Source organism: Bradyrhizobium sp. SK17 (assembly GCF_002831585.1).
In the GTDB taxonomy this organism is placed as follows: Bacteria; Pseudomonadota; Alphaproteobacteria; order Rhizobiales; family Xanthobacteraceae; genus Bradyrhizobium.
In genome coordinates, this window is record NZ_CP025113.1 from 1,447,492 (window position 1) to 1,473,712 (window position 26,221).

Here is a 26,221-nt window from a genome sequence, read left to right on the forward strand (position 1 = left end):
GGCGATCAGGGCGAGTTCGCGCGACCCGATTACACCGGCTTCGGATCAAGCGTGATCGCCCACAGTTCGGCGTCGACGCGATCGCGCAGGCTGACCGTCATCTGGCCGCTCTTGCCGTCGATCCTGACGTGGCCGAAGAACTGCATGCCGGCCGACGGCGGCAGGTTCTGGTTGGCATCGCCCGGCGCCTTGACGAACTTCACCTCGGGACCAAACGTGTTGTCGAGCTCGTTCGGGCCGAACGTGCCGGCATGCAGCGGGCCGGAGACGAATTCCCAGAACGGGTCGAACTCCTGGAACTGGGCCTTGTTCGGGTTGTAGTAATGCGCCGCCGCATAGTGCACGTCGGCGGTCAGCCACACCGTGTTGACGATATTGGCGGTCTTGATGAAGCGCAGGATGTCGGCGATCTCGAGCTCGCGGCCGCGCGGCGGGCCGTCGCCCTGCGCGAAGGCTTCCGAGCCCTTCTTGTTGGTGGCATCGTCATAGACGATCAGCGACAGCGGCATGTCGGAGGCGATCACCTTCCAGGTCGCGCGCGAGTTGAGCAGCGCGCGTTTCAGCCAGGCCATCTGGTCGGGTCCGATGAAGTAGGCGTCGGGGCCGTAGGTCTCCTGTAGGTTCGGACCGTTGGGGCCGCGATAGCTGCGTTCGTCGAGCATGAACACGTCGAGATGCGGGCCGTAGCTCAGCGTGCGATAGACGCGGCCGGGCTCGACGATGCTTTCGCGCATCGGATACATCTCGTGGAACGCCTTGGCCGCGCGCGCGGCAAGCACCGTGATGTCGCGCTCCTTGTAGGCCGCCGGCAGCTGCTTCGACAGCGACCAGTTGTTGGTCACCTCGTGATCGTCCCACTGCACGAAGATCGGCACCTCGGCATTGAAGGCGCGCAGGTTGGAGTCGAGGAAATTGTATTTGTGCGCGGCGCGGTACTCGTCGAGCGTCTCGGCGACCTTGGCCTTCTCGGGGATCGTGATGTTCTTCCAGATCTTGCCGTCGGGGAGCTTCACCTCGGCCGGGATCACGCCGTCGGCATAGATGGTGTCGCCGGAATGCAGCAGGAAATCCGGATTGTGCTTCTTCATCGCCGCGAAGGTGATCATGCCGCCGTCGTCGGGATTGATGCCCCAGCCCTGGCCGGCGACGTCGCCGCCCCACACGAAGGAGACGTCGCGGCGGTCGCTCGGCGCGGTGCGGAAGCGGCCGACCACGGACTCACCCGCAATGTCGATATGCGCGAGGTCGCGGAAGCGGACGCGATAGAAGATGTCCTGGCCGGAGGGCAGGTTCTCCAGCAGCATCTTTGCGGTGAAGTCGCTCTCCGGCAGCGCCGTGATCGGCGGCAGCGCGCGGGCGTCCTTGAACGATTCCGTAGTCGCGACCTCGACCATCATCTGCGACGGCCGGTCCGCGCGTGCCCACACCACGCCACCATCGACGCCGACATCGCCGGACTGCACGCCATGGGTGATCACGGGGCGGTCGGCGGCGCGCGACAGATACGGCATCGCGATCACGCCGACGCCGGCGGCCGCCGTGGTGGAGAGAAAGCGGCGGCGGGTGAGGTTTCGCGAGATCCGGATCGTCATGGGGAGCCTCCTCAGGTCGCAGCGACAATGCGCCGCGGACCCGCAAAGACGTAGGAAAATTCCATGACGGTGAGATTACAGGGGCTGAGGGTACGGGGACGTCAGCGATAGTGCGCGCATTTCGTAAGGTGAGCACAGAAGTCAGGCTCCCTGCCCCCTTGCGGGGGAGGGTGGGGAGAGGGGTAAGCCCCGGGCGAGGTGCTCACGGAGAGCGGTGTTCGCACAACGCGGTCGTTTTGTTTTCGAGCTTGGTTCTGAGAGAGCACATCGTGTGGCACCCCTCTCCCTAACCCTCCGCCGCAAGGGGGAGGGAACCCTGCCGCCGCGGACTCCCTCACCAGTTTTCGGCAGACGAGCCGAAAAAAACGAAGGAAGTTGTACGCAAGTGGCAGAGGCGAAGGAACGCTCGGCGAGAGATTGTTGCGAGCGGGCCGTTACGCCGTACCCGCCGCGCGAAACTGCGTCGCGGCGCGTTGCAGATTCTGCGGCATGCTCAGCAGCAACGCCTTGCGGTCGGCGACGGCGTTGTGGAACTGCTCGAGCGCGATGTTGAACGCGGTCAGCGTGCCTTCCTCGATGGCGCCATGCTCGAAGCAGTCGAGCGTATGGCGCAGGATGTCGTCGGCTTCCGCCTGCATCTGGTCGAGTTCCTCGGTCGAATCGCTTTGCCGCGCGGCCTTCAGCATCTCGAGCAGGCGTTCGCGCTGCGAGGTGTTGGTGTTGCGTTCGTCCTGCTTGAGATAGCCGGCGAACCACGCGCCGGCCGAGCCCATCGCCGAGAACGCCATCAGGCTCCACCAGATGTAGTCGCTGTAGCGGTCGAGGAAGGTCTTCTCTTCGCCGTCGACGAAGGCGGCCGCGCCCGGATGCACCGGAATGGTGGCGTCCTTGTCGGTGTCGGGCGTCTCGATCTTGGCGGCAAGCGGGAAGTCGTTCTTGAGCGATTGCCGGATCGCAAACAATTGCCGCGTGAATGCCGCGACGGTCGCGTCCGACAGGCCTTTTCGCGCGACAATGTGATGGGAGAAGCTGATGGTCTTCACCTCATCCTCGGGCCGATCGGCGGAGCCGAGCGAACCCGCCGGAATTTCCGCGGCCTCATAGGCCGGATGGTTCTGCGCGATCGCCTCGGAGGCGTCGATCGGAAGGAAGGTCGGCTCGCCGTCCTTGGCCGATGCGGTGATCGCATCGATCGTGACCTTGCTGTTGGCCGGGCCGACCGCGAGATAGGCATCGGCCTTCAGGTTCTTGATGGCGTCGACCGCCTCATTGGCCGGGAATTGCACGATCTCGACCTTCATCGGATCGACGCCGTATTGGGTCAGGATCAGCCTCAGCAGATTGACATTGGCCGGGGTGCGGCCGACGACGCCGATCTTGCGGCCGGCAAGTTGTGCGATCTTGGTGATCTTCGTGGCCTTGCGGCCCTTGCCCTTCGTGGCCGGCGGAACCCACATCACCACGACATTCTTGCGCAGCACCGCGACCGCTTGCGCATTTTTCGGCACGTCGAGGTCGCCGCGGATGATGGCGAGATCGGCCTTGCCGTCGGCCAGCGTCTGCGCGCTGGCGCTGGCACCCTCGGTCTGCACCGGGCGCAGTTTGACCTGGGTATGCTGCTGGTTGTTGAAGGCCTGCGCCAGCGCCTGCACCACCCGGAGATCGTCGCTGTTGGCCGGCCCGACCGCGATTTTCAGCGTCACCGGACGGACCGCGAAATAATAGCCCGCGGTTATCGCGCCGACGATGGCCAGCGCGCCTGCGATCAAGACGAACATCAGCCGCTGCTTTGCCGAACGCAGCGGCTTGGGCGATATGCTGGCGGAGCCGTCGGTCATCGATCTTGGGTCATCGATCTCGCAAACAATCGTCTGGGCTCAATCTCGCAAAACTACCAATGCGCACACATCCTGTATTTGTAGCAAATTCCTGCACCGACAGATGTTACATCTCCGTCATGGTTACCAGCGGCGATAGGACGCTATTTCGGCCTTAATTTCGGCATGGATCCCACCCCTCGGGCCGGTTGTTAGGTTAAGATCGGCGCCAAACAGGAGACGAGCCCATGGTCGAACGGCTATCAGCGGAAGCGAGGAAGGCCGCCCTCTGGGAACTGGCCGGCTGGTCGGAGCTCGCCGGACGCGAAGCGATCGCAAAGACCTTCGTGTTCAAGGACTTCAACGAGGCATTCGGCTTCATGGCGCGCGCCGCGCTGGTCGCCGAGAAGAACGACCATCATCCGGAATGGAAGAACGTCTACAAGACGGTCGAGGTCGTGCTGGCGACCCACGATGTCGGCGGGGTGACCAAGCGCGATATCGACCTCGCCAAGGCCATGAACGCGATCGCAAGGCAGCTTGGGGTCAGCTGAGCCGGCTGCGCACAACCTTGCAGCGGCCATTCGACATCCCCAGATTCGTTAGCGTTCGCCGCCGGATCACCGCGCGGCGTCAGGGAACCGTGCGATGGCAACGACCGAACACAGCGTGGGATTTGAGCCTGCCGACCGGCTGGCGCAGGACCGCGAGAGCGTGCGCCGCCGCTTCTGGGTCAAGTTCATGAAGGTGGTCGCGCGCGTGCCTTTCGCCGAGGATCTGCTGGCCGCGTATTATTGCGCGTTCGACCGGCAGACGCCGCGCCACGTCCAGGCAGCGCTGCTCGGCGCGATCGCCTATTTCATCCTGCCGTTCGATTTCATTCCGGACGTGCTGCCGGTGCTCGGCTTCACCGATGATGCCGCGGTGCTGGCCACCGCGATCCGCATGGTGGCAAGCCACATCACGCCGGAGCACCGCGAAGCCGCGCGCGCCGCGTTGAAGCGCGGCGTGCCTGAAAACGCGGAATAAGTCGTAGCCCGGATTTCGCTACGCTCCATCCGGGCTACACGATCCCCGCTCAGCTACCCGGATGCAGGATGACCTTGCCCATCGCCTTGCGGCCGGCGAGCACCTTCAGCGCTTCTGATGTCTGCGACAGCGGGAAGGTGCGATCGACATGCGAGGAGATCTTGCCCTCGGCGGTCCACTGCACGAGCTTCTCGAGGTTCTTGCGGTTCTTCTCCGGGTTTTGCCTTGCCCAGGCGCCCCAGAACACGCCGCGGATGTCGCAGCCCTTGAGCAGCGCGAGGTTGAGCGGGATCTTCGGAATCTCGCCGGCGGCAAAGCCGATCACCAGGAAGCGGCCTTCCCACGCGGTCGAGCGCAGCGCGGCCTCGGCATAGGCGCCGCCGACCGGATCGAACACGATGTCGGCGCCCTTGCCGTTCGTCAGCTTGCGCAGGCCCTCTTTCAGATCTTCCTTGGCGTAGTTCAGCGTCAGCTCGGCGCCGTGCTGCTTGGCGAAGGCGAGCTTCTCGTCCGACGACGCGCAGGCGATCACCTTCAGGCCCATCAGCTTGCCGAGTTCGCACGCGGCAAGTCCGGTGCCGCCGGCGGCACCGAGCACCGCAAGCGTTTCGCCCGGCTTCGGGCTGGCGCGATCTTCCAGCGCATGCAGCGCGGTGCCGTAGATGATGATGATCCCTGCGGCGCGATCGTAATCGAGATTGTCGGGAATCTTCACGATCGTATTCGCCGGCAGCGCAATCTTGTCGCGCGCGCCGTTGTGGCCGCATGAGGCAACGACACGGTCGCCGACCTTCAGATCGGTGACGCCGGCGCCGACGCTCTCGATCACGCCGGCGACTTCGGCGGCCGGCGAGAACGGGAACGGCGGCTTGATCTGATACTTGCCCTGGATCATCAGGATGTCGAAGAAGTTCAGCGCCGCCGCCTTGATCGCGATCACGGCTTCGCCGGGACCAGCCACCGGATCGGGCACATCAGTCAGCACGAGATCGTCGGGTTGACAGTATTGCGAGCAGAGGATGGCTTTCATGGACACACCTGAGTTTCGGACGCAGAAAGAGCTGCAGGATCTTGAACTACAAGCTTCATGCCGGATTTGCGGCGGAGCGACAATACAAAGCGGAGGGATCAAACTATGTTTGAAAAAGGCCTGCTAGCGAAAAAGCGCATCCTGATCACCGGCGGCGGCTCCGGCCTCGGCGCGGCGATGGGCGGGCGCTTCGCCGAACTCGGCGCTGAACTGATCATCTGCGGGCGGCGCGAGACGCTGCTCGAGGAAACCGCCGGCAAATTCCGCAACGAGTTCGGTGCCAAGGTTTCGATCGCGCGCTGCGATATCCGCGACGGCGCCGCGGTCGAAGCGATGATGGATCAAGTCTGGCAGGACGGGCCGATCGACGTGCTCGTCAACAATGCTGCCGCAACCTTTATTGCGCAGAGCGAACATCTGTCATTCCGGGCGGCGGACGCGATCCTGGCGCCGACGCTGCATGGCACGATGTACTGCACGCTCGCCGCCGGCCGCCGCTGGATCGAGGGCAAGCACAAGGGCGTGGTGCTCTCGATCCTGTCGACCTCGACCATCACCGGCCGTGCCTTCACGGTGCCATCGTCGATGGCCAAGACCGCGGTGCTGGCGATGACCAAGAGCCTTGCCGTGGAGTGGGGCCCGAAGGGCATCCGCACCGTGGCGATCGCGCCGGGCGCGTTCCCGACAGCGGGGGCCACCGGGCAGTTGCGCCCCGAAGGGCGCGGCGAGAGCTGGGCGCATCGCAATCCGCTCGGCCGCGCCGGCGAGCATTCCGAGCTTGCCAATCTCGCGAGCTTCCTGATCTCCGATCAGGCCGGCTACATCAATGGTGAGATGGTGGTGCAGGACGGCGGCTCGCATCTGCGCAGTTCAGGTGCCGAGGACCTGCTGCAATGGACCGACGCGCAATGGGAGAGCCAGCGCGCGGCGCGCGCCAAGAGCTGATCACCGACAACAAGCACCAAGGTGCGACCACGCGCGTGCGGCTTTTGGCTGACGCGCGTCCGGGCCCGACTGCCTTCCCAAAAAAGCGTTTCCCGGTTATCCATCCGAGCCGGCGGAGGGGGAATCGCCGGGCCATCTTGCAGTCACAATGATGGGGGAACCAGTTGGCCGTGCGGCAGATTCTGACATCACTGGCGGCTTGTGTCCTGTGCGGGATCATCTCCCTTGCACCGATGCAGGCTGCACCCAAGAAAGATACGGCCAAGGAAGCGGCCAAGCCGGCGCCGTCGGCCGCCGCGGCTGCGGCCGGTGGCGCGGAGCCGACGCTGATCGGACAGTTCGGAACCTGGGGTGCGTACACCGCCTCGCCGAACGGCAAGAAGGTGTGCTTTGCGCTCGCCAAGCCGTCGTCGTCGAAGACCAACCCACCGAATCGGCCCCGCGATCCGGCCTATGCCTTCATCTCCACCCGTCCGGCGGAGAAGGTCGTCAACGAAGTCTCGATCATGATCGGCTACACCGTGAAGCCGGGCTCGGAATCGACGCTCCAGGTTGGCGGCGGAACCTATGCGATGTACACGCAGGGCGACGGCCTCTGGATCAAGAATGCGGCCGAGGAGGAGCGGATGGTGGAAGCCATGCGCAAATCGGCCGATCTGACCGTAAAAGCCGTCTCGGCGAAGGGTACCGAGACGATCGACAGCTTCTCGCTGAAGGGCCTGGCGCAGGCGCTCGACCGGCTGGGGCAGGACTGCCGGCGGTAGGACACGAAGACCCGCCTGAGTGACGTCAAATCGAGGTATTTGGAGGCTTTCCAGCACCGGCTGGAAGGCCTATTTGAGGTTTCATGACCGATACAGTGACCACGACAGCCGTGCCTGGCGCCAATGCGCTGGTCGAAAAGGTTCCGCTCGAGACCTATGTGCCGCCGGCCAAGCCGTCGCTGATCGGTCTGTCGCGCGCCGAGATATCGGATCGCCTGGCCGAGATCGGCGTGCAGGCGTCGCAGCGCAAGATGCGCACCCAGCAGCTCTGGAACTGGATGTATTTCCGCGGCGCCAAGAGTTTTGCCGAGATGACCAACGTCTCGAAGGACATGCGCGCCGAACTCGAGAAGCATTTTACCGTCGACCGTCCGGAGGTGGTCGCCGAGCAGATCTCCAATGACGGCACCCGCAAATGGCTGCTGCGGCTGCCGAGCGGCGACAAGGTCGAGCGCGCGCACGAGGTCGAGTGCGTCTACATCCCCGAGACCGATCGCGGCACGCTGTGCGTTTCCTCGCAGGTCGGCTGCACGCTGAACTGCTCGTTCTGCCACACCGGCACGCAGCGGCTGGTGCGCAACCTCACTGCCGGCGAGATCGTCGGCCAGGTCATGGTGGCGCGCGACCGGCTCAACGACTGGGCCGATCGCGAGGACGGCAGCCGCCGCGTCACCAACATCGTGATGATGGGGATGGGCGAGCCGCTCTACAATTTCGACGCGGTGCGCGATGCGCTGCTGATCGTGGGCGACAATGAAGGCATCGGCATTTCGCGCCGCCGCATCACGTTGTCGACCTCGGGCGTGGTGCCGAACATCAAGCGCACCGGCGAGGAGATCGGCGTGATGCTCGCGATCTCGCTGCATGCGGTGCGCGACGAATTGCGCAACGAGCTGGTGCCGCTGAACCGCAAATATCCGATCAAGGAGCTGTTGCAGGCTTGCCGCGACTATCCCGGCGCCTCGAACGCGCGCCGCATCACCTTCGAATATGTGATGCTCAAGGGCGTCAACGATTCGCTCGATGACGCCAAGCTGCTGGTGAAGCTGCTCAAGGGCATTCCGGCCAAGATCAACCTGATCCCGTTCAATCCGTGGCCGGGCACCGCCTATGAGTGCTCCGACTGGGAGCAGATCGAGAAATTCTCCGAATACATCTTCAACGCCGGCTATTCCTCGCCGGTGCGCACGCCGCGCGGCCGCGACATTCTCGCCGCCTGCGGCCAGCTCAAGTCGGAGACCGAAAAGCTCTCCGCCCGCGAGCGCCAGGCGCTGCGCGCGATGGCGATGACGGATTGAGTGTTGTGAGCGGCAGCGCTCTCCACAACGTCATTGCGAGCGAAGCGAAGCAATCCATGTCCGAGCTTGCTGAGCCATGGATTGCTTCGTCGCTATCGCTCCTCGCAATGACGGGAGACCGGTAGCATGGCCCTGATCGGCCGTCTGTTCGTCGTCGCGTTCGGCTTCCTGCTGGCCTGCTTCGTGGCTGGACTCATCGTGGTGGTCGCGGTGCTGTATCCCGAGATCAGCGATTTCGGCGGCGAGATCGACCAGAGCGCGATCAATATCGTGCTTGGCTTCGGCTTCATTTTCATTTCCGGCTTTGCGCTGTTGCCGGCGCTGATCGTGGTGCTGATCACAGAGGCGTTCTACATCAGGAGCGTGCTGGCCTATGCGATCGGTGGCGCGATCGTCGGCGCCGCCTGCTATCTAGGCCTGGTTCCGTTCGATCCCGACATGATGCAATTCCACGGCATCGTGCGCCGGCACATGGAGATCATGACCGGCGCCGGCATCGTCGCGGGTTTGGTGTACTGGCTGATCGCCGGCCGCACCGCCGGTGCCTGGCGCGAGCCGCGGCGCCCGTTACCGCCGCCCCCGCCATTGCCGTCGCAATCGCCGCAGCCGTGATGCTTCCCATGCCCTCCCGCCTCGGCTAAACCGCGCGCCATGAACCGGACCGGACTTTTCATTGCGCTGGCGCTCGCGCTCGTCGTCGGCATCCTGTTCGGGATCTATCCCGAACTCGACCTGAAGCTGGCGGCGCTGTTCTACGATGCCGCGCAGAACACCTTCCCCGTCAAGCTCGACGCGGTGGCGCAGTTCGCGCGCGACGCGGCGATGTGGATCGCCTGGGCGTTGGTGCTGCCGGCGATCGTGACCATCGTCTGGAAATTCATCCGGCCCGACCGGCCGATGCTGATGTCGGGCCGCGCCGCGGTGTTCCTGCTCGCCACGATGCTGCTCTCGGCCGGCGTGCTCACCAACTTCACCTTCAAGAATTACTGGGGCCGGCCGCGGCCGGTGTTCGTGACGCAGTTCGGCGGCGATTTGCAATTCATGCCGTGGTGGGACCCGCGTGGCGGCTGCCCGCGCAACTGCTCGTTCTTCTCGGGCGAGGGCGCCACCGCGTTCTGGACCTATGCGCCGGCGGCGCTGACGCCCCCGGCCTGGCGGCCGCTGGCCTTTGCCGGGGCCACCGTGTTCGGTGTCGTCACCAGCGGGCTTCGGATGGCGTTTGGCGGGCATTTCTTCACCGATGTGGCGATCGCCGGCCTGGTGTCCTTCCTGGTGGTCTGGCTGCTCTATGCGCTGATCTACCGCTGGGCCTCGACCCGCGTCACCGACGAGCAGGTCGATGCGGCGCTCACTCGGCTCGCGATGCCCGGCTACCGCTGGATGCAGCGCTGGCGCCGCGGCCAGGCCGAGCCGGCCAAGCCGGAAGCCTGATTAAAGGCGTGCCCCGCCTTCCGAAATTTGATATTCGGCCTCGTCAACCCTCATCGCTTGCGACCGATTGGACCGTCCCATGAGCACGATTCTGAAAAGCCTGCCCACCGGCGAAAAAGTCGGCATCGCATTCTCGGGCGGCCTCGACACCTCGGCGGCGCTGCTCTGGATGAAGCTGAAGGGCGCCAAAGTATTCGCCTACACCGCCAATCTCGGCCAGCCCGACGAGGCCGACTATGACGCGATCCCGCGCAAGGCGATGGATTTCGGCGCCGAAAAGGCCCGCCTGGTCGATTGTCGCATGCAACTCGTCCATGAGGGCGTCGCGGCGATCCAGTCCGGCGCGTTCCACATCTCGACCGGCGGCATCACCTATTTCAACACCACGCCGCTCGGCCGCGCGGTGACCGGCACGATGCTGGTCGCGGCGATGCAGGAAGATGGCGTCAACATCTGGGGCGACGGCTCGACCTTCAAGGGCAACGACATCGAGCGCTTCTATCGCTACGGCCTGCTCACCAATCCATCGTTGCGGATCTACAAGCCGTGGCTCGACCAGCAGTTCATCGACGAGCTCGGCGGCCGCGCCGAGATGTCGGCGTTCATGACCGCGCAGGGCTTCGCCTACAAGATGAGCGCGGAGAAGGCCTACTCGACCGACAGCAACCTGCTCGGCGCCACCCATGAAGCCAAGGATCTCGAAAGCCTGTCGAGCGGCATCACCATCGTCAACCCGATCATGGGCGTGCCGTTCTGGCGCGCCGATTGCGACGTCAAGGCGGAGCAGGTTACGGTTCGCTTCGAGGAGGGCCAGCCGGTCGCGCTGAACGGCAAGAGCTTCGCCGACCCGGTCGCGCTGTTCCTGGAAGCCAACGCGATCGGTGGTCGCCACGGTCTCGGCATGAGCGACCAGATCGAGAACCGGATCATCGAGGCCAAGAGCCGCGGCATCTACGAGGCGCCCGGCATGGCGCTGCTGCACATCGCCTATGAGCGGCTGGTCACCGGCATCCACAACGAGGATACGATCGAGCAGTACCGCATCAACGGCATGCGGCTCGGCCGCCTGCTCTATCAGGGCCGCTGGTTCGACTCGCAGGCCCTGATGCTGCGCGAGACCGCGCAGCGCTGGGTCGCGAGCGCCGTCACCGGCGAGGTGACGCTGGAGCTGCGCCGTGGCAACGACTACTCGATATCAAACACCGAGAGCCCGAACCTGACCTACGCGCCGGAGCGGCTCAGCATGGAGAAGGTCGAGGACGCCGCCTTCTCGCCGGCCGACCGCATCGGCCAGCTCACGATGCGCAACCTCGACATCGCCGACACCCGCGCCAAGCTCGGCCTCTACAACAAGACCGGATTGATTTCGAGCGGCGAAGGCGCGCAGATTTTCCAGCTCAAAAACGACAAGGATTGAGCTGGGTTAGTCGCGCCGCACACTTGCTGTCGTCCCGGCGAAGGCCGGGACCTATAACCACGACCGTCAATTGTTGCGTAACGTTGGGGCCACAGCTCGCCTTAGCGACAACTCCCTGTGGTTATGGGTCCCTGCTTTCGCAGGGACGACGTGGGGAGAGAGCTGGACTTACTTCACCCTGAGCGCATCCAGCAGCGAGCCGAACGCGCGCGCGTATTCTGTGCCGGTCTTGCCGATATCGGGCCCCGCTGACACCGCGACCGCCGCTTCCGTCACCGCACCCAGCAACAGCCGCGCCAGGGGCTCGATCGGCTGCTGCGCGATCACACCGGCATCCATCGCGGCCGCCAGCGCGAGTGGAAACTTGCCGCCGAAATGCTTGGCGTCGATCTCGCGCCAGCGCTCCCAGCCGAGTACGGCCGGGCCGTCGCGCAAGATGATCTGACCGGTCGGGCCCTTCGCGCATGCCGCGAAATAGCCCTGCGTGCCGGCCGCCATCGCCGCCAGCGGATCGTTCTCGGCGCGCGAGATGCGGTCGAGATCGGCGACCAGATCGATCGACACCTGTTCGAACACCGCCTCGAACACCGCCTCTTTCGTCGCGAAGTGATGATAAACCGCGCCTTTTGCAACCCGCGCGCCGCTCGCGATGTCGTCCATCGTCGCGGCCGCAAAGCCGCGCTCGCCAAAGATGCGGCGCGCCGCCTTGACGATCGCGGCTCTGGTCTTCTCGCGCCGTTCGGCCTGGGTTGCCATCACCCATCTCTAACCCAGGTTCCGCAGCAGCGCCAGTTGACTTACAGACTATCAGTCGGTAAATACCGACCACCAGTCGGTAAATGGAGATGGCAGATGCCCTCACTCAAAACGCTGCAAGCCTTCGCTGACACGGTCGAGGCCAACGACCATGTCGGCGCGATCAGGAACTTCTACTCGACCGATGCCCGCACCCAGGAGAATGACGGCGAATGGCGCGCCGGCCGCGAGGCGCTGGCGGCGCGCGAGGCGGCCGTGCTCGCGGCAGTCTCCGGCGTCAAGACCACCCGGCTCGGGCCGCTGCTGCTCGACGGCGACCATTCGGCGATCTGCTGGCGGTTCGAATTCACCGGCAAGGACGGCAAGGTCCGCAGCATGGAGGAGGTCGCCTGGCAAACCTGGCGCGGCGAGGAGCTGGTCGAGGAGCGCTTCTTCTACGATCCGCAGCAGATGGCGCGCTGACCGGCCGCCGGCCGTTGCGGCAATACGTCCCGGCGCCGCCTCATTGCGGCGTCATCCCCCGGCACTAGCCTCCGCCCCCGCGCGCAGCATGCGCAAGGGCGGAGCATCGAACATGATCAAGTCTATCACCGGCGTGGCCGTCACGCTCTTGTTGTCGGCCGTGCCGGCGCTTGCCCAGACCATCTATCCGATCGATCGGGCCGATATCCTCGCGGGCGCGAAATTCGACTTCAAGGTCGAGCTGCCCGGCATGGTCGATCAGGCCAGGCTGAAGGTGACGCTGAACGGAGCGGACTACACCGCGGTGTTCGGCCAAAGCGGCACCTTCACCGCGCGCGAGGCCGGCAAGGAGCAATCGGCACTGATACTGCGCGATGTCTCGCTCGCCACGCCCGGCCCGGTCACCGTCGAGGTCAGCGACGGCACCCAGACCCGCACCGTGACGTGGACCGTCTACGACACTGGCGCGCGCAAGGCGAAGAACGTGATCCTGTTCATCGGCGACGGGATGTCGCCGGCGCATCGCGTCGCCGCACGGCTGCTGTCCAAGGGGATCGCCGAAGGCAAGAGCCGCGGCAAGCTCGCGATCGACGACATGCCGCATATGGCGCTGGTCGCGACCGCAGGCTCGGATTCGATCATCACTGACTCCGCAAATGCCGCGAGCGCCTACGCCACCGGCCACAAGGCCGCGGTCAATGCGCTCGGCGTGTATGCCGATCGGACGCCCGATCCGCTCGACGATCCCAGGGTCGAGACCATTGCGCGCCTTGCCAAACGCCAGGCCGGCCTCGCCGTCGGCATCGTCACCAACACCGAGGTCGAGGATGCGACGCCGGCGGCGATGGTCGCGCATACCCGCCGCCGCGCTGCCTATGACGCGATCGTCGCGCAGTATTTCGACGCCAGGCCCGACGTGCTGATGGGCGGCGGCTCCGCGAACTTCCTGCCGCAATCCGCGGCCGGATCGAAGCGCAAGGACGAGGTCGATTATCTCGCGCGCTTCCGCGCCGCCGGCTATCCGATTGCGACCACCGCAGGCGAGCTCAACACGCTGGCCGAGAAGCCGGAGACGCGGCGGTTGCTCGGCCTGTTCGCCACCGGCAACATGGACGGCGTGCTCGACCGCAAGTTCCTCAAGGGCGGCGGTGTCAGGAAATTCCCCGAGCAGCCCGACCTGACCGAGCAGGTCAAAGCTGCGCTCGATATTCTTGCGAGGCACGAGTCCGGCTTCTTCCTGATGGTCGAGTCCGGCCTGATCGACAAATACGCTCATCTGCTCGACATGGAGCGCGCAGTCTACGACACCATCATGCTCGACAATGCGGTGCGGCTGGCGAAGGACTGGGCGAAAGCGCGCGGCGACGACACGCTGATCCTGGTCGTGGCCGACCATAACCATCCGAACAGCCTGGTCGGCACCATCAATGACGACATGACCGCGACGCCCAACGTGCCGCTGCGCGAGCGCGTCGGCGTCTACGAGAAGGCCGGCTTCCCGAACTACCCGGCGCCCGATGCCGAGGGCTATCCGTCACGCGTCGATGTCTCCAGGCGGCTTGCGATCTTCTCGGCCAGCCTGCCGGATCACTACGAGACGTTGCGTCCCAAGCTCGACGATCCGAACGAGCCGACCGTGAAGGGCGATCAGGCCGACACCTTCAAGGCCAACGACAAGTACAAGGACGTTCCCGGCGTCGCGCTGCGCTTCGGCAATCTGCCGGCGATGATCGGCGCCAGCGTGCATTCCGGCGAGGACGTCATCCTCACCGCGACCGGGCCGGGCAGCGAGCGGGTCCACGGCTCGATGGACAATACCGAGGTGTTTCGCGTGATGGTCGAGGCGCTGGGACTGGGTCTGGGGAAGTGACCTTGCCGTCATTGCGAGCGAAGCGAAGCAATCCATCGCACCGCAAGCGGAGAAGTGGATTGCTTCGTCGCTGACGCTCCTCGCAATGACGAGGATGGTAAGCTTGGCCTGCTGGCGTGTGCTGCAAGCCCCCATCAAAAAATGGCCGGGATCGCTCCCGGCCATTTTCGTTTCGTGATGTCTCGCCGGCTCAGCGCGGCGCGGCGGAGGCGGTGCCGCCGTTGAGCAGCGGTGTGATGCGGCGGACGGTGACGCGCCGGTTGATGCGGCTCGGTCCGTCGGTCTGCTCCTTCAGATATTGCGAGCCGTAACCCTGCGAGGTCAGGTTCTCGGCCGGCACGCCGAACTGCTGCGTCAGCAGCTCGGCGGCGGATTGCGCACGACGATCGGACAGCGACAGATTGTCGGTGTCGTTGCCGGTCGCGTCCGTATGGCCTTCGATCAGGAATACCTCGCGCGGATTGCGCTGGATGGCCCGGTTGAGGCCGTCGGCGATCACTTGCAGCCTCGCCGCCTGATCCGGCGGGATGGTCCACGATCCGGAGTCGAAGTTGATCGTGTTGAGGTCGATGCTCGGCATCTGCATGCGGACATTGGGGCTGTAGCGGATCTCTTCAAGCGAGTAGCGCCGATCGATCCGCTGCACCGGCGGAGCCTCCATGGTCTCGTAGATCACGTCCGGCGACGCGTCCTGAGCGTCGACGATGTAGCGATCATAGGGAATGTTGACCACCGGCGGCGGGACGTCGACATAGAATCCGCCGACCGCCCGCGGATCGCGATAGCTGTTGTCGATGATGACGAGCTCGCGCCCGCCGGGATCCCTACGGATCCGGCGCAGCATCTGGCCGTCGGCACCGACCACCGTGATGATCTGGCTGCCGTCGGGACGGACCACGATGGTGCGGGTTTCGCCGCCGATCGTCTCGGTGCGGATGTCACGCGCGCCGTAGCGGAAGCGATAGACGTCGTCGCCGCGCACATAGGCTTGGCCGCTCGGGTCGCGGATGATGACGCGGTCCGGCTCGGTGTAGATGGTGCGGCCGTCTTCGACCACTTCCTGCCGCTGGCCGCGCAGGTCGGCGATGCTGCCGCCGATGATGGCGCCAGCCACCACGCCGACACCGACCGCGGCACCGATGGCGAGCGGCTTGATGTTGTCATGGCGCGGCGGCGGCGGCAGCGGCGCAGTCACTGCTGGCGCGGTCCGGAAGGCAGGCGCGACCGTCGGCGGGGCGTATTGCGCACGGCCGGGCGGCGGCGTTGCGGCTGCGGAGCCGGGGACGACCGTCGGAGCCGGGGCCCCGCCCATCGCGGCGGCCGCTGCCGGAGGCACGCCGGGCGCCGTGGCCGGGCGTCCCGCCTGAGCCGGAGCCGGAGCGGGTGTCGCGCCAGGTGCGCCCATTGCGGCGCCCGGGGTCGCAGGCGTTCCGGGCGGTGTCGCCGGACGTCCCTGCTGACCGGGGGCAGGCGGAGTCGGTGTCGCAGCGGGTGCGGCCGGCGTAGTTGCGGCCGGTGGCGCACCAGGCCGGGCTCCTGCTGCGGGAGGCGTCGTTGCCGAAGGTGGGGGCGTTGTGGGAGTGGTCGCTGCGGGCGGCGTGCCCGGCGGTTCCTTGGCTCCACCCGGACGTTCGCCGCCCGGGCGCCCGCCACCGGGACGCTCGCCACCGGGACGTTCGCCGCGTTGACGCTCGGCGGGCGCTGGTGCCGTGGCTCCCGGCGTTGCAGGTGCGGCCGGCGTCGGCGTCGCAGCCGCGGGCGGCGTGCCGGGGCGCGCGGCCGGAGCGACGGCACCCGGTGCAGCTCCCGGTACCGGCGTCGGCGGGGTGTGCGCGGGCGCTGCGGCGGGCGGCGGCGGGGTCGGCGTGGGGTGTGCGGGAGCTGCGGCCGGCGGTGGCGTCACAGGCTTGGCTGCGGGTGGCTCGGGCCGCGCGGGCGCCGCGGCCGGCGGCGGTGCTGCGGGGCGTGCTGCGGGCGGTTCGGGCCGTGCCGGAGCTGCCGGCGGCGTCGGATGCGCGGGGGCAGCCGCGGGCGGCGGAGGCGGAGCGGGGCGCGCTGGCGCGGCCGCGGGCGGAGCCGGCGGCGTCGGGTGCGGAGGAGCTGCCGCAGGCGGCGGGGGCGGTGGGGTCGGACGCGCTGGCGCTGCGGCCGGCGGCGGAGCGGGATGCGCGGGTGGCGCGGCGGCGGGTGGTGGCGCCTGCGGGTGCGGCGCGGCTGCTGGCGGTGCCGGATGTGCGGGTGCGCCCGGCGCGGGGCGTTCCGGCCGCGGCTTCGGCTTTCCGTCAGGTCCGGTTTCTTCCTTTGGCTGCGCTTGTGCGACGACCAGCGGCGAGGTTTGTGCGTGCGACGCTGAAGTGGCGAACTGCATCACCGTCAGCGCAGTCGTGGCAAGCAGCACGAGACGAAGCTTTGTCATGGTCTTTGGAGTCCCCGGCGGAAAAGTCTGGGCAGGAAGGAAACAGAGAGCCGAACAATTCGGCAGCACGATGAATTGCCAGCCGTTGGGCCGGATTGTGGCGAGCGCCGAATCATCGGCCAAGTTTATTTCGACATTGTAACGGGTTGCATGCGCGTCTGTTCACGACGCATTCAGAAGAAACGCTTGGACACACTTGCAATCGACGAGGAACTGCGGCGCGCCGGTGTCTCGCCGGGTGGCGGGTCGATCTGTCGCAGGCGGCGGGCGGGGTGCCGCGGCCGGTCCGCGCAGCGATGATTCGTCGGGGGTCTTGCCGGGCAATTCGTCCGGCCGCGGCGGCTCGCCGGGTTCGCGCACCGGCGGCGGAATTTCCGGCTGCGGGTTGCCCGGCGGAACCCCCGGGGGTGGCTCGCTCGGCGTGCCCGGTGTGGCCGGCGGAATCTCCGGAGGCTCGATCGGCATTGTATCGAGCCCTTGCGTCGCGTCGTGCACGTTGATCGCTCCGTTGGGATGCGAAGCGACAACGGACCGCGTGCTGGGGCGTTCCTCAACCGGGCGTGTGACAGACCGCCTCGATATTGTGCCCGTCGGGATCGAGCACGAATGCGCCGTAATAATTGGGGTGATAATGCGCGCGGATCCCGGGCGCGCCATTGTCGCGGCCGCCGGCCGCCATCGCCGCCGCGTAGAAGGCATCGACGGTGGCGCGGTCCTTGGCGATGATGGCGATATGTACCGGCTTGTCCATCGCGCCTTCGCCGCCGATCCAGAAGTCCGGCTTGCCGTTGGCGCCGAAGCCCGCCGCGGGCGCGTGCCCGGTCACCTCGGCCGGCACTTCCATGATCAGGCTGTAGTCGAGCGGCGCCAGCGCCGTCTGGTAGAACGCCTTCGCGCGTTGATAGTCGGAGACCGAAAAGCCGATATGGTCGATCATCGCGTGGCTCCCTTGTCGTGAGGCATTTGCATCCCCGATCTCGATTCGCCTCTGCCTTGGAGAGGTCGCTTTGCATCCGAGAGCAAAGCAGGTCGCAATCTGTTCTTTCGGCAGCTACCGTTACCTGCGGCTGCACCTCATTCCAACCGTCCGCTTTGACGCATGGCGCGCGCGGTTCACTCACTCCGCCGGCGCCTGGTCCCGCCGCAGCCGGCGCGAGCGCGCGGCCTTGTGCAGCACGCGCGAAAGCTGTTCGGCCGAGTAGGGCTTCTGTAGCAACTCGAAGCCGCCGCTGCCTTGTTGCGACAGCACCTGGCTGTAGCCGGAGGCGAGCACGATTGGCAGGTCGAGCCGCTGCCGGCGGATCTCCTCCGCGAGCTCGATGCCGCTCATGCCGGGCATCACGACGTCGGTGAACACGAGGTCGAACCGGCCTGAGTCAATGGCAAGCTCCTCCAGCGCGTGGGTGGCGTTCTCCACCAGCACGCAGGTGCAGCCGAGCTGGGTCAGCGTGTCGGCGGCGAACTTTCCGACCTCGGCATTGTCCTCGACGATCAAGACCGATGCGTTGGTCCCATCGACCGGCAGCGCATCGTCGGCGAGCGGCGACGGTGTGTCGTGGTCGCCGACGACGCGCGGCAGATAGAGCGTGAAGGTCGTGCCCTTGCCGACTTCGCTGGTGACATCCACCTCGCCGCCGGACTGCTTGGCGAAGCCGAACACCTGCGACAGGCCGAGGCCGGTGCCCTGGCCGACCTCCTTGGTGGTGTAGAACGGCTCGAAGATCCGGCCGAACAGCTCCTGCGGAATTCCGACGCCGGTGTCGGTCACCGTAACCGCGACATGGCCGTGCGCGCTCGGCGCGCCGGCCACGTTGGCCGGCAGGCTGCTCACCGGGCGGACCGCGATCGTGAGCCGGCCGACGCCATCCATGGCGTCGCGCGCATTCACTGCCATGTTGATCACGGCGGTCTCGAACTGGCCCGCATCGGCGTTGACCAGGCAGATCTCGTCGGGCACCTGCGCTGCGATCTCGATCCGCGAGCCGATCAGCGTGGCAATCATCTCGCACAGGGTCCGGACGTTCTGGCAGGCGTCGAACACTTCGGGCTTGAGGGCCTGCCGTCGCGCGAACGCGAGCAGCTGGTTGGTGAGCTTGGCGGCACGGTTCACGGTGTTGGAGATCGCGTCGATGTAGCGCTGCCGCCGCGGCTCCGGCAGGTCGGGCCGCCGCAACATGTCGACCGACGCGCGGATCACGGTGAGCAGATTGTTGAAATCGTGCGCGACGCCGCCGGTGAGTTGCCCGAGCGCTTCCAGCCGCTGGCCATGCCGCAGTGCATCCTCGGCCTCGATCCGCCGGTTGGCCTCCTCCTCCAGGCGCTCGGTTCGCTGGTAGGCGAGCGCCAGCAGGCCAAACAGCAGGGCTGTGGCCGGAATGCCGAAGATCAAATGCTGGGCCATGGTCGTGATCCAGCGCGCCCGGATCGCCGAGGTTTCGAGGCCCGCGGTGACATAGAGCGGGTATTCGGGCAGCCGCTCGTAGCGCATGCGCCGTTCGATGCCGTCGACGGGGGAGCGGATCGTCATGGTGCCGGCCTGCGGATTGGCGGCCATTTGTTGTCCGAGCGGCCCGCTCGGCTCGAACCTGGCCTGGTGGTCGACGACCGGGAAGTGCGCCAGCACCGCGCCGTCGGTCCGGATCAGCGCCAGGAAGCTGCCGGGCTCACGGCCGATCCGGGCGTAGAAATTCTCGAAATATTCGGGAAGCACCGAGGCCTGGATCACGCCGGCAAAGCTGCCATCCTCGTTGCTGCGGCGCCGGCCGACGCTGAAGAATCGCGCGCCCTGATAGGGCAGCCGCGGCGTCAGCACCTCGCCGATGAAGGTGCCGATGTTGCCCTGGGCATGGATCCGGAAATAGTCCCGGTCCGAGAAATCGACGTCGGGGGCCGGCTCGACCAGGCTGTTGACGAGCGCCCGGCCGTTGGCATCGAACACCCAGAGCGACTTCACCTGGGGAAGCGCCTCCGCGACCTGGCGCAGCCGGTCGTGCAGGTTCTTCTCGTGCGCGACGATCTCGGCATCGCTCATGCCGCGGACGACCTCGGTGACCTCGGACAGGCTGCGGTCGATGGTCTCGAACACCTTGAGCGCGTGCTCATGGGTGACATCGAGCGTCCGCTGGATCTCCTGGTCGGCGGCCTCGCTGTTCGAGATCCGCGACATCGCAGATGCGAAGCCGAACAGCGCCAGCGGAAGGGCCAGCGAGGCGGCCATCATCCATTGCAGCAGTCTCAGCGAATTGCGTTGTGCGGGTTGCACGGGCGCTCCGGCTCCTTGCGGACCTTAACGCAAACCGTTGCGCTGGAGAAACCCAAACCCGGCCTCCGGAGGGCGCCGCGGGCGTACGGTTGCCGTCGCCGCGTCCGGCCGGGCCGCGCACACAGGCCGTCCGCCGCGATCACGCCCCCGTTAACAAGACAGCTTCAGTCAAGCGGAAAATCGGCCGGGATGCCGATCGCAGGTGCTGTTTTTAGGAGTTCTAAAACCTCTCACGGGCAAATGCTTGACCCTGTGACTACCTGCTGAAAAACAGGCCGGATGACAGGCGATCCAAACACCACCCAGGACAGTTTTCGGGACATCCGGCTCGGACATGCGGATCGCGGTTTTGTCGGCAAGATCGTCAGGCTCGATGCGCTCGTGACGGGCTCATCGCTCTCCCCGCAGGAGCTGGAGCAGCGCCTCGTCGAGATGGGATTTGTGGAAGGCGCGCGCGTGGAGATCCTGCACGAGGGGACGATCCGGAGGGACCCGATCGCGGTGCGCGTCGACAGCATCACGATCGCGCTGCGCCGGAGTGAAGCCATGGCCGTGATCGTCGAATGACAACTGCATCCTTGCGTCTGGCGCTGGTCGGTGCGCCGAACACCGGCAAGACGTCGCTGTTCAACCGGTTGACCGGCAGCACCCAGAAGGTCGCCAACTATCCCGGCGTCACGGTCGAGCGCAAATCCGGCGGCTTCGTCACGCCGGAGGGCCGCAGCGTGACCGTGCTCGATTTGCCCGGCACCTATTCGCTGCGCGGCCGCAGCCCGGACGAGGAGATCACCCGCGACATCGTGCTCGGCCGCTTCGAGGGCGAGGCGGTGCCCGATCTGATGCTGTGCGTCGCCGACGCCACCAACCTGCGGCTGACCTTGCGGCTGGTGCTCGAGCTGAAGCAGATCGGCCGGCCGATGATGCTGGTGCTCAACATGATCGACATCGCCAAGCGCCGCGGCGTCACGATCGATCTCGACCGGATGTCGCAGGAGCTGGGGCTGCCGATCGTCACCTCGGTCGCGGTCCGCAAGGGCGGTGTCGACGAGCTGCTGAAGCGGACCGACGAATTCCTGTCGAAGTCGCATGAAGCGGCGGCCAGCGAATGGACCGCGCCGACGATCGCCGATCTCAAGGCGGCGCAGCGCGAGGCGGATCGCATCATCGCCGCTGTCGTGACGCTGCCGGCCAAGCCCGACACGCTGACCAACCGGATCGATTCCGTCGTGCTGCATCCGGTCTGGGGTATCGTGATCCTGGCCGTGATCCTGTTCGTGATGTTCCAGGCGGTGTTCACCTGGGCGCAGCCGGCGATGGAATTGCTGTCGGACAGCTTCGCCGCGCTCGGGCAGTTGATCCACGACATCCTGCCCGCGAACTGGAGCCTGTTGCAGAGCTTCCTGCAGAACGGCGTGATTTCGGGCGTCGGCAGCGTCATCGTGTTCCTGCCGCAGATCATCATCATCTTCCTGTTCATCCTGCTGCTGGAAGATTTCGGCTACATGGCGCGCGCCGCGTTCCTGATGGACCGCATCATGGGCGGCGCCGGGCTGCATGGCCGCGCCTTCATTCCGCTGCTGTCGAGTTTCGCCTGCGCCATTCCCGGCATCATGGCGACGCGGGTGATCGACAATCCGCGCGATCGCCTGACCACGATCCTGATCGCGCCGCTGATGACCTGCTCGGCGCGGATTCCGGTCTACACGCTGATCATCTCCGCCTTCGTGCCGTCGACCACGCTGTGGGGCTTCGTCAATTTGCAGGGGCTCGTGATGTTCGGCCTCTATGCCGCAGGGATCACCAGCGCGCTGACGGTCTCGGCGATCGCAAAATTCTTCCTGTGGCGCGATCATGCGCCGGCGCCGTTCATGCTGGAATTGCCCGACTACAAGATGCCACGGCTGCGCAGCATCGCGATCGGCGTGTTCAACCGCGCCAAGATGTTCCTGTACCGAGCCGGCACCACGATTCTCTCGATGATGGTGCTGATCTGGTTCCTGGCCTCGTTCCCGCAGGCACCGGCCGGGGCCGAGGGGCCGGCGATCAACTACAGCTTCGCGGCGATGATCGGCCATGCGCTCGAGCCGCTGCTGCGGCCGATCGGCTTCAACTGGCAGATCGCGGTGGCGCTGATCCCGGGCATGGCGGCGCGCGAGGTCGCGGTCGCGGCGCTCGGCACCGTCTATTCGATCGAGGGCGGCAAGGAGGCGGCGGATGCGATCGGCCAGGTGCTGGCGCAGAAATGGACGCTCGCCACCGCGCTGTCGATGCTGGTCTGGTACATCTTCGCCCCGCAATGCGCCTCGACGCTCGCGGTGATCCGCCGCGAGACCGGCGGCGCGAAGTGGATGGTGGTGACGTTCCTCTACATGCTGGCGCTGGCCTATGCCGCGAGCTTCCTGACCTTCAACCTGGCGCAGGCGCTGGGGCTGCATTAGGCGGAGTGCTGCGTTCCGTCATACGGACCAGAGGTCGCAGCGGTTACAATGGGTCGAACGACGAAGTAGAGTTGATCCGGAGCGCATCACGCGCTTACCTGCGAGACCATGCAATGTCGACCTTCGGCCTGGAGCGGGTATTCTCGCCGCGGAGCATCGCGGTGGTCGGCGGCAGCCCGCGACCGTCATCGCTCGGCGCGGCGGTGCTGCGAAACATCAAGGCGAGCGGCTTCGGCGGCAAGGTTGGCGTCGTCAACCGGCAATATGCCGATGTCGATGGCGTGCCGACCGTTCCGGATCTGAAGTCGCTCCCGTTCACGCCCGATCTCGTCGTCATCAGCGCGCCGGCGGCTGCCGTGCCGGAGATCGTGGCGGAGGCAGCCTTGGCCGGCGTCGCCGGTGCCGCGATCCTGTCGGCCGGTCTCGGCCACGGCGCGGGCTCGCTTGCGGACATCGCCGGGCAGACGGCGCGGCGCCACGGCATGCGTCTGATCGGGCCGAATTGCCTCGGCGTCATGGTGCCGCGTGCGAAGCTCAATGCGAGCTTCGCCTCGCATCAGCCGTCCGATGGACATGTCGCACTGATCTCGCAGTCCGGCGCGGTCGCATCGGCGATGATCGAATGGGCGGCGGAGCGGAGGCTCGGCTTCTCCGGCATCGCCTCGATCGGCGATCAGCTCGACGTCGACGTCGCCGACCTGCTGGATCATTTCGCGCTCGACGACCATACCAGCGCGATCCTGATCTACCTCGAGGCGGTCAAGGATGCGCGCAAGTTCATGTCGGCGGCGCGCGCCGCGGCACGGTTGAAGCCGGTCATCATCGTCAAGTCGGGGCGGATGGCGCAGGGCGCGATCGCCGCTGCGACCCACACCGGCGCGCTGGCCGGCTCCGATGCGGTCTATGACGCCGCGTTCCGCCGCGCCGGCATGCTGCGCGTCTACGACCTGCGCCAATTGTTCGATTGTGCCGAGTTGCTCGGCCGCGGCTTCGTTCCGCGCGGCAACCGGCTGGCGATCCTGACCAATGGCGGCGGCCTCGGCATCCTCGCGACCGACCGGCTCGCCGAGCTGGGCGGCGTTCCCGCGACCTTGGCGACGGAGACGATCGAACGGCTCGACAAGATGCTGCCGCCGGGCTGGTCGTGCGCCAATCCGGTCGACATCGCCGGCGATGCCGATGCCGCGCGCTATGTGGTGGCGCTCAACGCGTTGCTCGATGACACCAACAGCGACGCGGTGCTGGTCGCGAATGTCGAGATGGCGGTGGCGCCGGCCGAGGGCATCGCCGAGGCGGTGGCGCAATGCGTCCGTGAGCGCAGGTCGAAGCGGAGCGCGGTTGCCGCACTGGTGCTCGCGGCGTGGGTCGGCGCCGACGAGCGCACCGGCGCGATCTTCGAGGCGGCGCGGATCCCGCATTTCCCGACCGAGGACGATGCGGTGCGCGCCTTCATGTATCTGGTGCGCTACCGCGAGGCCTCCACGGCACTCGCCGCGACCCCGCCCGGCGTTGCCTCGGTGTTCACCCCGGAGACGGCGGCGGCGCGGCACGTCGTCTTGAACGCGTTGTCGGAGGGACGGGCCTGGCTCGACCCGGCCGAGATCGTCGCCCTGTTCGAGGCCTATCGGATCCCGATCGTGACGACCATCGTCGCCGACGGAGCCGAGGACGCCGCGGAGAAGGCGGCGCCGTTCCTGGCCGAGGGACATGCCATCGTGGTCAGGGTGTTCTCGCGCGACATCCGACACGCCTCCGATGTCGGTGGCGTGATCCTCGATCTGCGCACCAGGGACAGCGTCGTCGAGGCGGCCAGGACGGTCATGGACCGCGCACGAAGCGCACGGCCCGATGCCATCCTGCAAGGCGTGACGATCCAGCCGATGATCGTGCGCCGCGCGGCGCGCGAATTGATCCTCGGCATCGCCGACGATCCGACCTTCGGCCCGGTGATCGTGTTCGGGCGCGGTGGTCCCGCGGTCGAGGTGATCAATGACAAGGCGCTGGCGTTGCCGCCGCTCGACATGAATCTCGCCCGTGAACTGGTCGGGCGCACCCGCGTCTCGCGGCTGCTCGGCGGCTATGGCGACGTGGCGGCGGTCCCGGCCGATGTGGTGCCGCTCACGCTGGTCAAGCTGGCGCAGATGGCGGCCGATATTCCCGAAGTCGCCGAGCTCGACATCAATCCGATGCTGGCGGATGAGAGCGGCGTGCTCGCGCTCGATGCGCGGGTGGCGATTCGCAAGCCCGCGCGACTGTTTGCGGGCCATACGAGGCTCGCGGTCAGGCCCTATCCGTCGCAATGGGAGGGCGAGCTCGCGTTACGCGACGGCTCGCGCGTCACGGTGCGTCCGATGCGGCCCGAGGACGAGCCGATGGTCGATGGCTTCTTCAAGCGCGTGAGCGCCGAGGACCTCAGGCTGCGCTTCTTCCACGCCATGAAGGAATTCTCGCATGCGTTCATCGCGCGGCTCACCCAGCTCGACTATGCGCGCGCGATGGCCTTTGTTGCGCTCGATCCGGCGACCGGCGAGATGATGGGAGCGGTGCGGCTGCATTCGGACTCGCTCTACGAGAACGCCGAATATGCGATCCTGTTGCAGTCCGATCTCAAAGGCAAAGGGCTCGGCTGGGCGCTGATGCAGCTCCTGATCCACTATGCGCAGTCGGAGGGATTGCAGCGGCTGTCAGGCCAGGTGCTGACCGAGAACACCACGATGATCGGAATGTGCCGCGATCTCGGCTTCACCGTCACGATGGATCCGGAGGATCACAGCATCGTCGACGTCGTCCTCGACCTCCGCAAGCCGGGGGTCGCTGCGGTCGGTGCCGATATCCTGATCCGGCCGGCGGCGGCTGGGCGCTGATATAAACGCCAGCCGCCGTTGCGTCGGATCAGATCTGGCGTTCGACCATCTTGAACTTGAGCTCGGCGATCGCTTCCGAGGGATTGAGGCCCTTCGGGCACGCCTTGGCGCAGTTCATAATGGTGTGGCAGCGATAGAGACGGAACGGGTCCTCGAGATTGTCGAGCCGCTCGCCGGTCGCTTCGTCGCGGGAGTCGGTGACCCAGCGCGTCGCCTGTAGCAGCGCGGCGGGGCCGAGGAAGCGTTCGCTGTTCCACCAGTAGCTCGGGCACGAGGTCGAGCAGCAGGCGCACAGGATGCACTCGTAGAGGCCGTCGAGCTTCTCGCGGTCCTCGTGGCTCTGCTTCCACTCCTTCTGCGGCGTCGGCGTCGTGGTCTTGAGCCACGGCTCGATCGAAGCGTACTGGGCGTAGAAATTGGTGAGGTCAGGAACCAGGTCCTTCACCACCGGCTGATGCGGCAGCGGATTGACCTTCACCGCGCCACCGGCGCCGACATCGTGCATCGACTTGGTGCAGGCCAGGGTGTTCTGGCCGTCGATGTTCATCGCGCAGGAGCCGCAAACGCCTTCGCGGCAGGAGCGGCGGAAGGTCAGCGTCGGGTCGATGTGGTTCTTGATCCAGATCAGACCGTCCAGCACCATCGGACCGCAATCGTGGGTGTCGACATAGTAGGTGTCGACGCTCGGATTCTTGCCGTCGTCCGGATTCCAGCGATACACACGAAATTCGCGGGTCTCGGTGGCGCCGGCCGGCTTCGGCCAGGTCTTGCCGCCGGAAATCCTCGAATTCTTCGGAAGTGCGAATTCAACCATGTCTGCTCGCCTTCGT

Annotated in this window: 21 protein-coding genes and 1 pseudogene; 13 read left to right on the forward strand and 9 right to left on the reverse strand. The window is 66.3% G+C overall.

The genetic code is table 11. From position 1 onward, the window contains the following. Positions 1–29: 29 nt before the first annotated feature. Both CWS35_RS06730 and CWS35_RS06735 read right to left on the reverse strand, forming a co-directional pair. On the reverse strand, positions 30–1,592 hold the full coding sequence (locus CWS35_RS06730) for an alkaline phosphatase (RefSeq protein WP_100951436.1): 1,563 nt from the start codon (positions 1,590–1,592) through the stop codon (positions 30–32). Between the two features lie 434 nt (positions 1,593–2,026). Continuing rightward, positions 2,027–3,430 carry a TAXI family TRAP transporter solute-binding subunit gene (locus CWS35_RS06735; RefSeq protein ID WP_100951439.1) on the reverse strand — a complete coding sequence of 468 codons (1,404 nt, stop codon included), beginning with the start codon at positions 3,428–3,430 and terminating at the stop codon, positions 2,027–2,029. A 227-nt stretch (positions 3,431–3,657) separates the two neighbouring features. Between CWS35_RS06735 and CWS35_RS06740 the strand changes: the two genes are divergently transcribed. Continuing rightward, a complete protein-coding gene (locus CWS35_RS06740) occupies positions 3,658–3,963 on the forward strand; it encodes a 4a-hydroxytetrahydrobiopterin dehydratase (RefSeq protein WP_024583172.1) in 306 nt (101 codons plus the stop codon). Between the two features lie 94 nt (positions 3,964–4,057). Continuing rightward, positions 4,058–4,438, forward strand: coding sequence for a YkvA family protein (locus tag CWS35_RS06745; protein WP_100951441.1), 381 nt, complete (start codon positions 4,058–4,060; stop codon positions 4,436–4,438). 49 nt (positions 4,439–4,487) lie between these two features. On the opposite strand, the gene CWS35_RS06750 is transcribed toward CWS35_RS06745, so the two are convergent. Next, positions 4,488–5,468 carry an NADPH:quinone oxidoreductase family protein gene (locus CWS35_RS06750; protein WP_100951443.1) on the reverse strand — a complete coding sequence of 327 codons (981 nt, stop codon included), beginning with the start codon at positions 5,466–5,468 and terminating at the stop codon, positions 4,488–4,490. A 105-nt stretch (positions 5,469–5,573) separates the two neighbouring features. Between CWS35_RS06750 and CWS35_RS06755 the strand changes: the two genes are divergently transcribed. The 6 genes from CWS35_RS06755 to argG all read left to right on the forward strand — a co-directional run bounded on the left by CWS35_RS06755 (position 5,574) and on the right by argG (position 11,323). Continuing rightward, positions 5,574–6,413, forward strand: coding sequence for an SDR family oxidoreductase (locus tag CWS35_RS06755; RefSeq protein WP_100951445.1), 840 nt, complete (start codon positions 5,574–5,576; stop codon positions 6,411–6,413). A gap of 170 nt (positions 6,414–6,583) precedes the next feature. Next, on the forward strand, positions 6,584–7,177 hold the full coding sequence (locus tag CWS35_RS06760; RefSeq protein WP_043855219.1) for an invasion associated locus B family protein: 594 nt from the start codon (positions 6,584–6,586) through the stop codon (positions 7,175–7,177). An 83-nt stretch (positions 7,178–7,260) separates the two neighbouring features. Next, positions 7,261–8,475 carry a 23S rRNA (adenine(2503)-C(2))-methyltransferase RlmN gene (gene rlmN / locus CWS35_RS06765; protein ID WP_100951447.1) on the forward strand — a complete coding sequence of 405 codons (1,215 nt, stop codon included), beginning with the start codon at positions 7,261–7,263 and terminating at the stop codon, positions 8,473–8,475. 126 nt (positions 8,476–8,601) lie between these two features. Continuing rightward, positions 8,602–9,087 (forward strand): hypothetical protein, encoded by a 486-nt coding sequence (locus tag CWS35_RS06770; RefSeq protein WP_100951449.1) that lies wholly within the window; start codon positions 8,602–8,604, stop codon positions 9,085–9,087. 39 nt (positions 9,088–9,126) lie between these two features. Then, positions 9,127–9,906 carry a phosphatase PAP2 family protein gene (locus CWS35_RS06775; RefSeq protein ID WP_100951451.1) on the forward strand — a complete coding sequence of 260 codons (780 nt, stop codon included), beginning with the start codon at positions 9,127–9,129 and terminating at the stop codon, positions 9,904–9,906. A gap of 79 nt (positions 9,907–9,985) precedes the next feature. After that, positions 9,986–11,323: an argininosuccinate synthase gene (gene argG / locus CWS35_RS06780; RefSeq protein WP_100951453.1), complete on the forward strand. Its 1,338-nt coding sequence runs from the start codon at positions 9,986–9,988 to the stop codon at positions 11,321–11,323. Positions 11,324–11,491: 168 nt separating this feature from the next. Here argG and CWS35_RS06785 read toward each other — a convergent pair whose 3' ends face one another. Continuing rightward, complete coding sequence (locus tag CWS35_RS06785) at positions 11,492–12,079, reverse strand: TetR/AcrR family transcriptional regulator (protein WP_100951455.1); 588 nt, start codon at positions 12,077–12,079, stop codon at positions 11,492–11,494. A 96-nt stretch (positions 12,080–12,175) separates the two neighbouring features. Between CWS35_RS06785 and CWS35_RS06790 the strand changes: the two genes are divergently transcribed. Beyond that, positions 12,176–12,541, forward strand: a complete 366-nt coding sequence (locus CWS35_RS06790) for a hypothetical protein (RefSeq protein WP_024583183.1) — start codon at positions 12,176–12,178, stop codon at positions 12,539–12,541. 112 nt (positions 12,542–12,653) lie between these two features. Next, complete coding sequence (locus CWS35_RS06795; protein ID WP_100956099.1) at positions 12,654–14,411, forward strand: alkaline phosphatase; 1,758 nt, start codon at positions 12,654–12,656, stop codon at positions 14,409–14,411. A 190-nt stretch (positions 14,412–14,601) separates the two neighbouring features. On the opposite strand, the gene CWS35_RS06800 is transcribed toward CWS35_RS06795, so the two are convergent. The 4 genes and pseudogenes from CWS35_RS06800 to CWS35_RS06815 form a co-directional block, all read right to left on the reverse strand. Next, positions 14,602–16,827: an OmpA family protein gene (locus CWS35_RS06800; RefSeq protein WP_100951457.1), complete on the reverse strand. Its 2,226-nt coding sequence runs from the start codon at positions 16,825–16,827 to the stop codon at positions 14,602–14,604. A gap of 249 nt (positions 16,828–17,076) precedes the next feature. Next, positions 17,077–17,292 (reverse strand): annotated as a pseudogene (locus CWS35_RS39960) (hypothetical protein); the annotation flags it as partial. 85 nt (positions 17,293–17,377) lie between these two features. Next, positions 17,378–17,764: a VOC family protein gene (locus tag CWS35_RS06810; protein ID WP_024583186.1), complete on the reverse strand. Its 387-nt coding sequence runs from the start codon at positions 17,762–17,764 to the stop codon at positions 17,378–17,380. Between the two features lie 180 nt (positions 17,765–17,944). Further along, positions 17,945–20,089, reverse strand: a complete 2,145-nt coding sequence (locus CWS35_RS06815) for a hybrid sensor histidine kinase/response regulator (protein ID WP_100951461.1) — start codon at positions 20,087–20,089, stop codon at positions 17,945–17,947. Positions 20,090–20,368: 279 nt separating this feature from the next. Here CWS35_RS06815 and CWS35_RS06820 point away from each other — a divergent pair, with 279 nt between their 5' ends. The 3 genes from CWS35_RS06820 (at position 20,369) to CWS35_RS06830 (ending at position 25,391) form a co-directional block, all read left to right on the forward strand. Then, positions 20,369–20,656, forward strand: a complete 288-nt coding sequence (locus CWS35_RS06820; RefSeq protein ID WP_100951463.1) for a FeoA family protein — start codon at positions 20,369–20,371, stop codon at positions 20,654–20,656. Beyond that, positions 20,653–22,527 carry a ferrous iron transporter B gene (locus tag CWS35_RS06825; protein ID WP_100951465.1) on the forward strand — a complete coding sequence of 625 codons (1,875 nt, stop codon included), beginning with the start codon at positions 20,653–20,655 and terminating at the stop codon, positions 22,525–22,527. The genes CWS35_RS06820 and CWS35_RS06825 overlap by 4 nt, the downstream gene beginning before the upstream one ends. A 113-nt stretch (positions 22,528–22,640) precedes the next feature. Then, positions 22,641–25,391 (forward strand): bifunctional acetate--CoA ligase family protein/GNAT family N-acetyltransferase, encoded by a 2,751-nt coding sequence (locus CWS35_RS06830; protein WP_100951467.1) that lies wholly within the window; start codon positions 22,641–22,643, stop codon positions 25,389–25,391. A 28-nt stretch (positions 25,392–25,419) separates the two neighbouring features. Here the strand turns inward: CWS35_RS06830 and CWS35_RS06835 are convergent, their stop codons facing one another. Continuing rightward, positions 25,420–26,205 (reverse strand): succinate dehydrogenase iron-sulfur subunit, encoded by a 786-nt coding sequence (locus CWS35_RS06835; protein WP_024583191.1) that lies wholly within the window; start codon positions 26,203–26,205, stop codon positions 25,420–25,422. Positions 26,206–26,221: the final 16 nt, after the last annotated feature.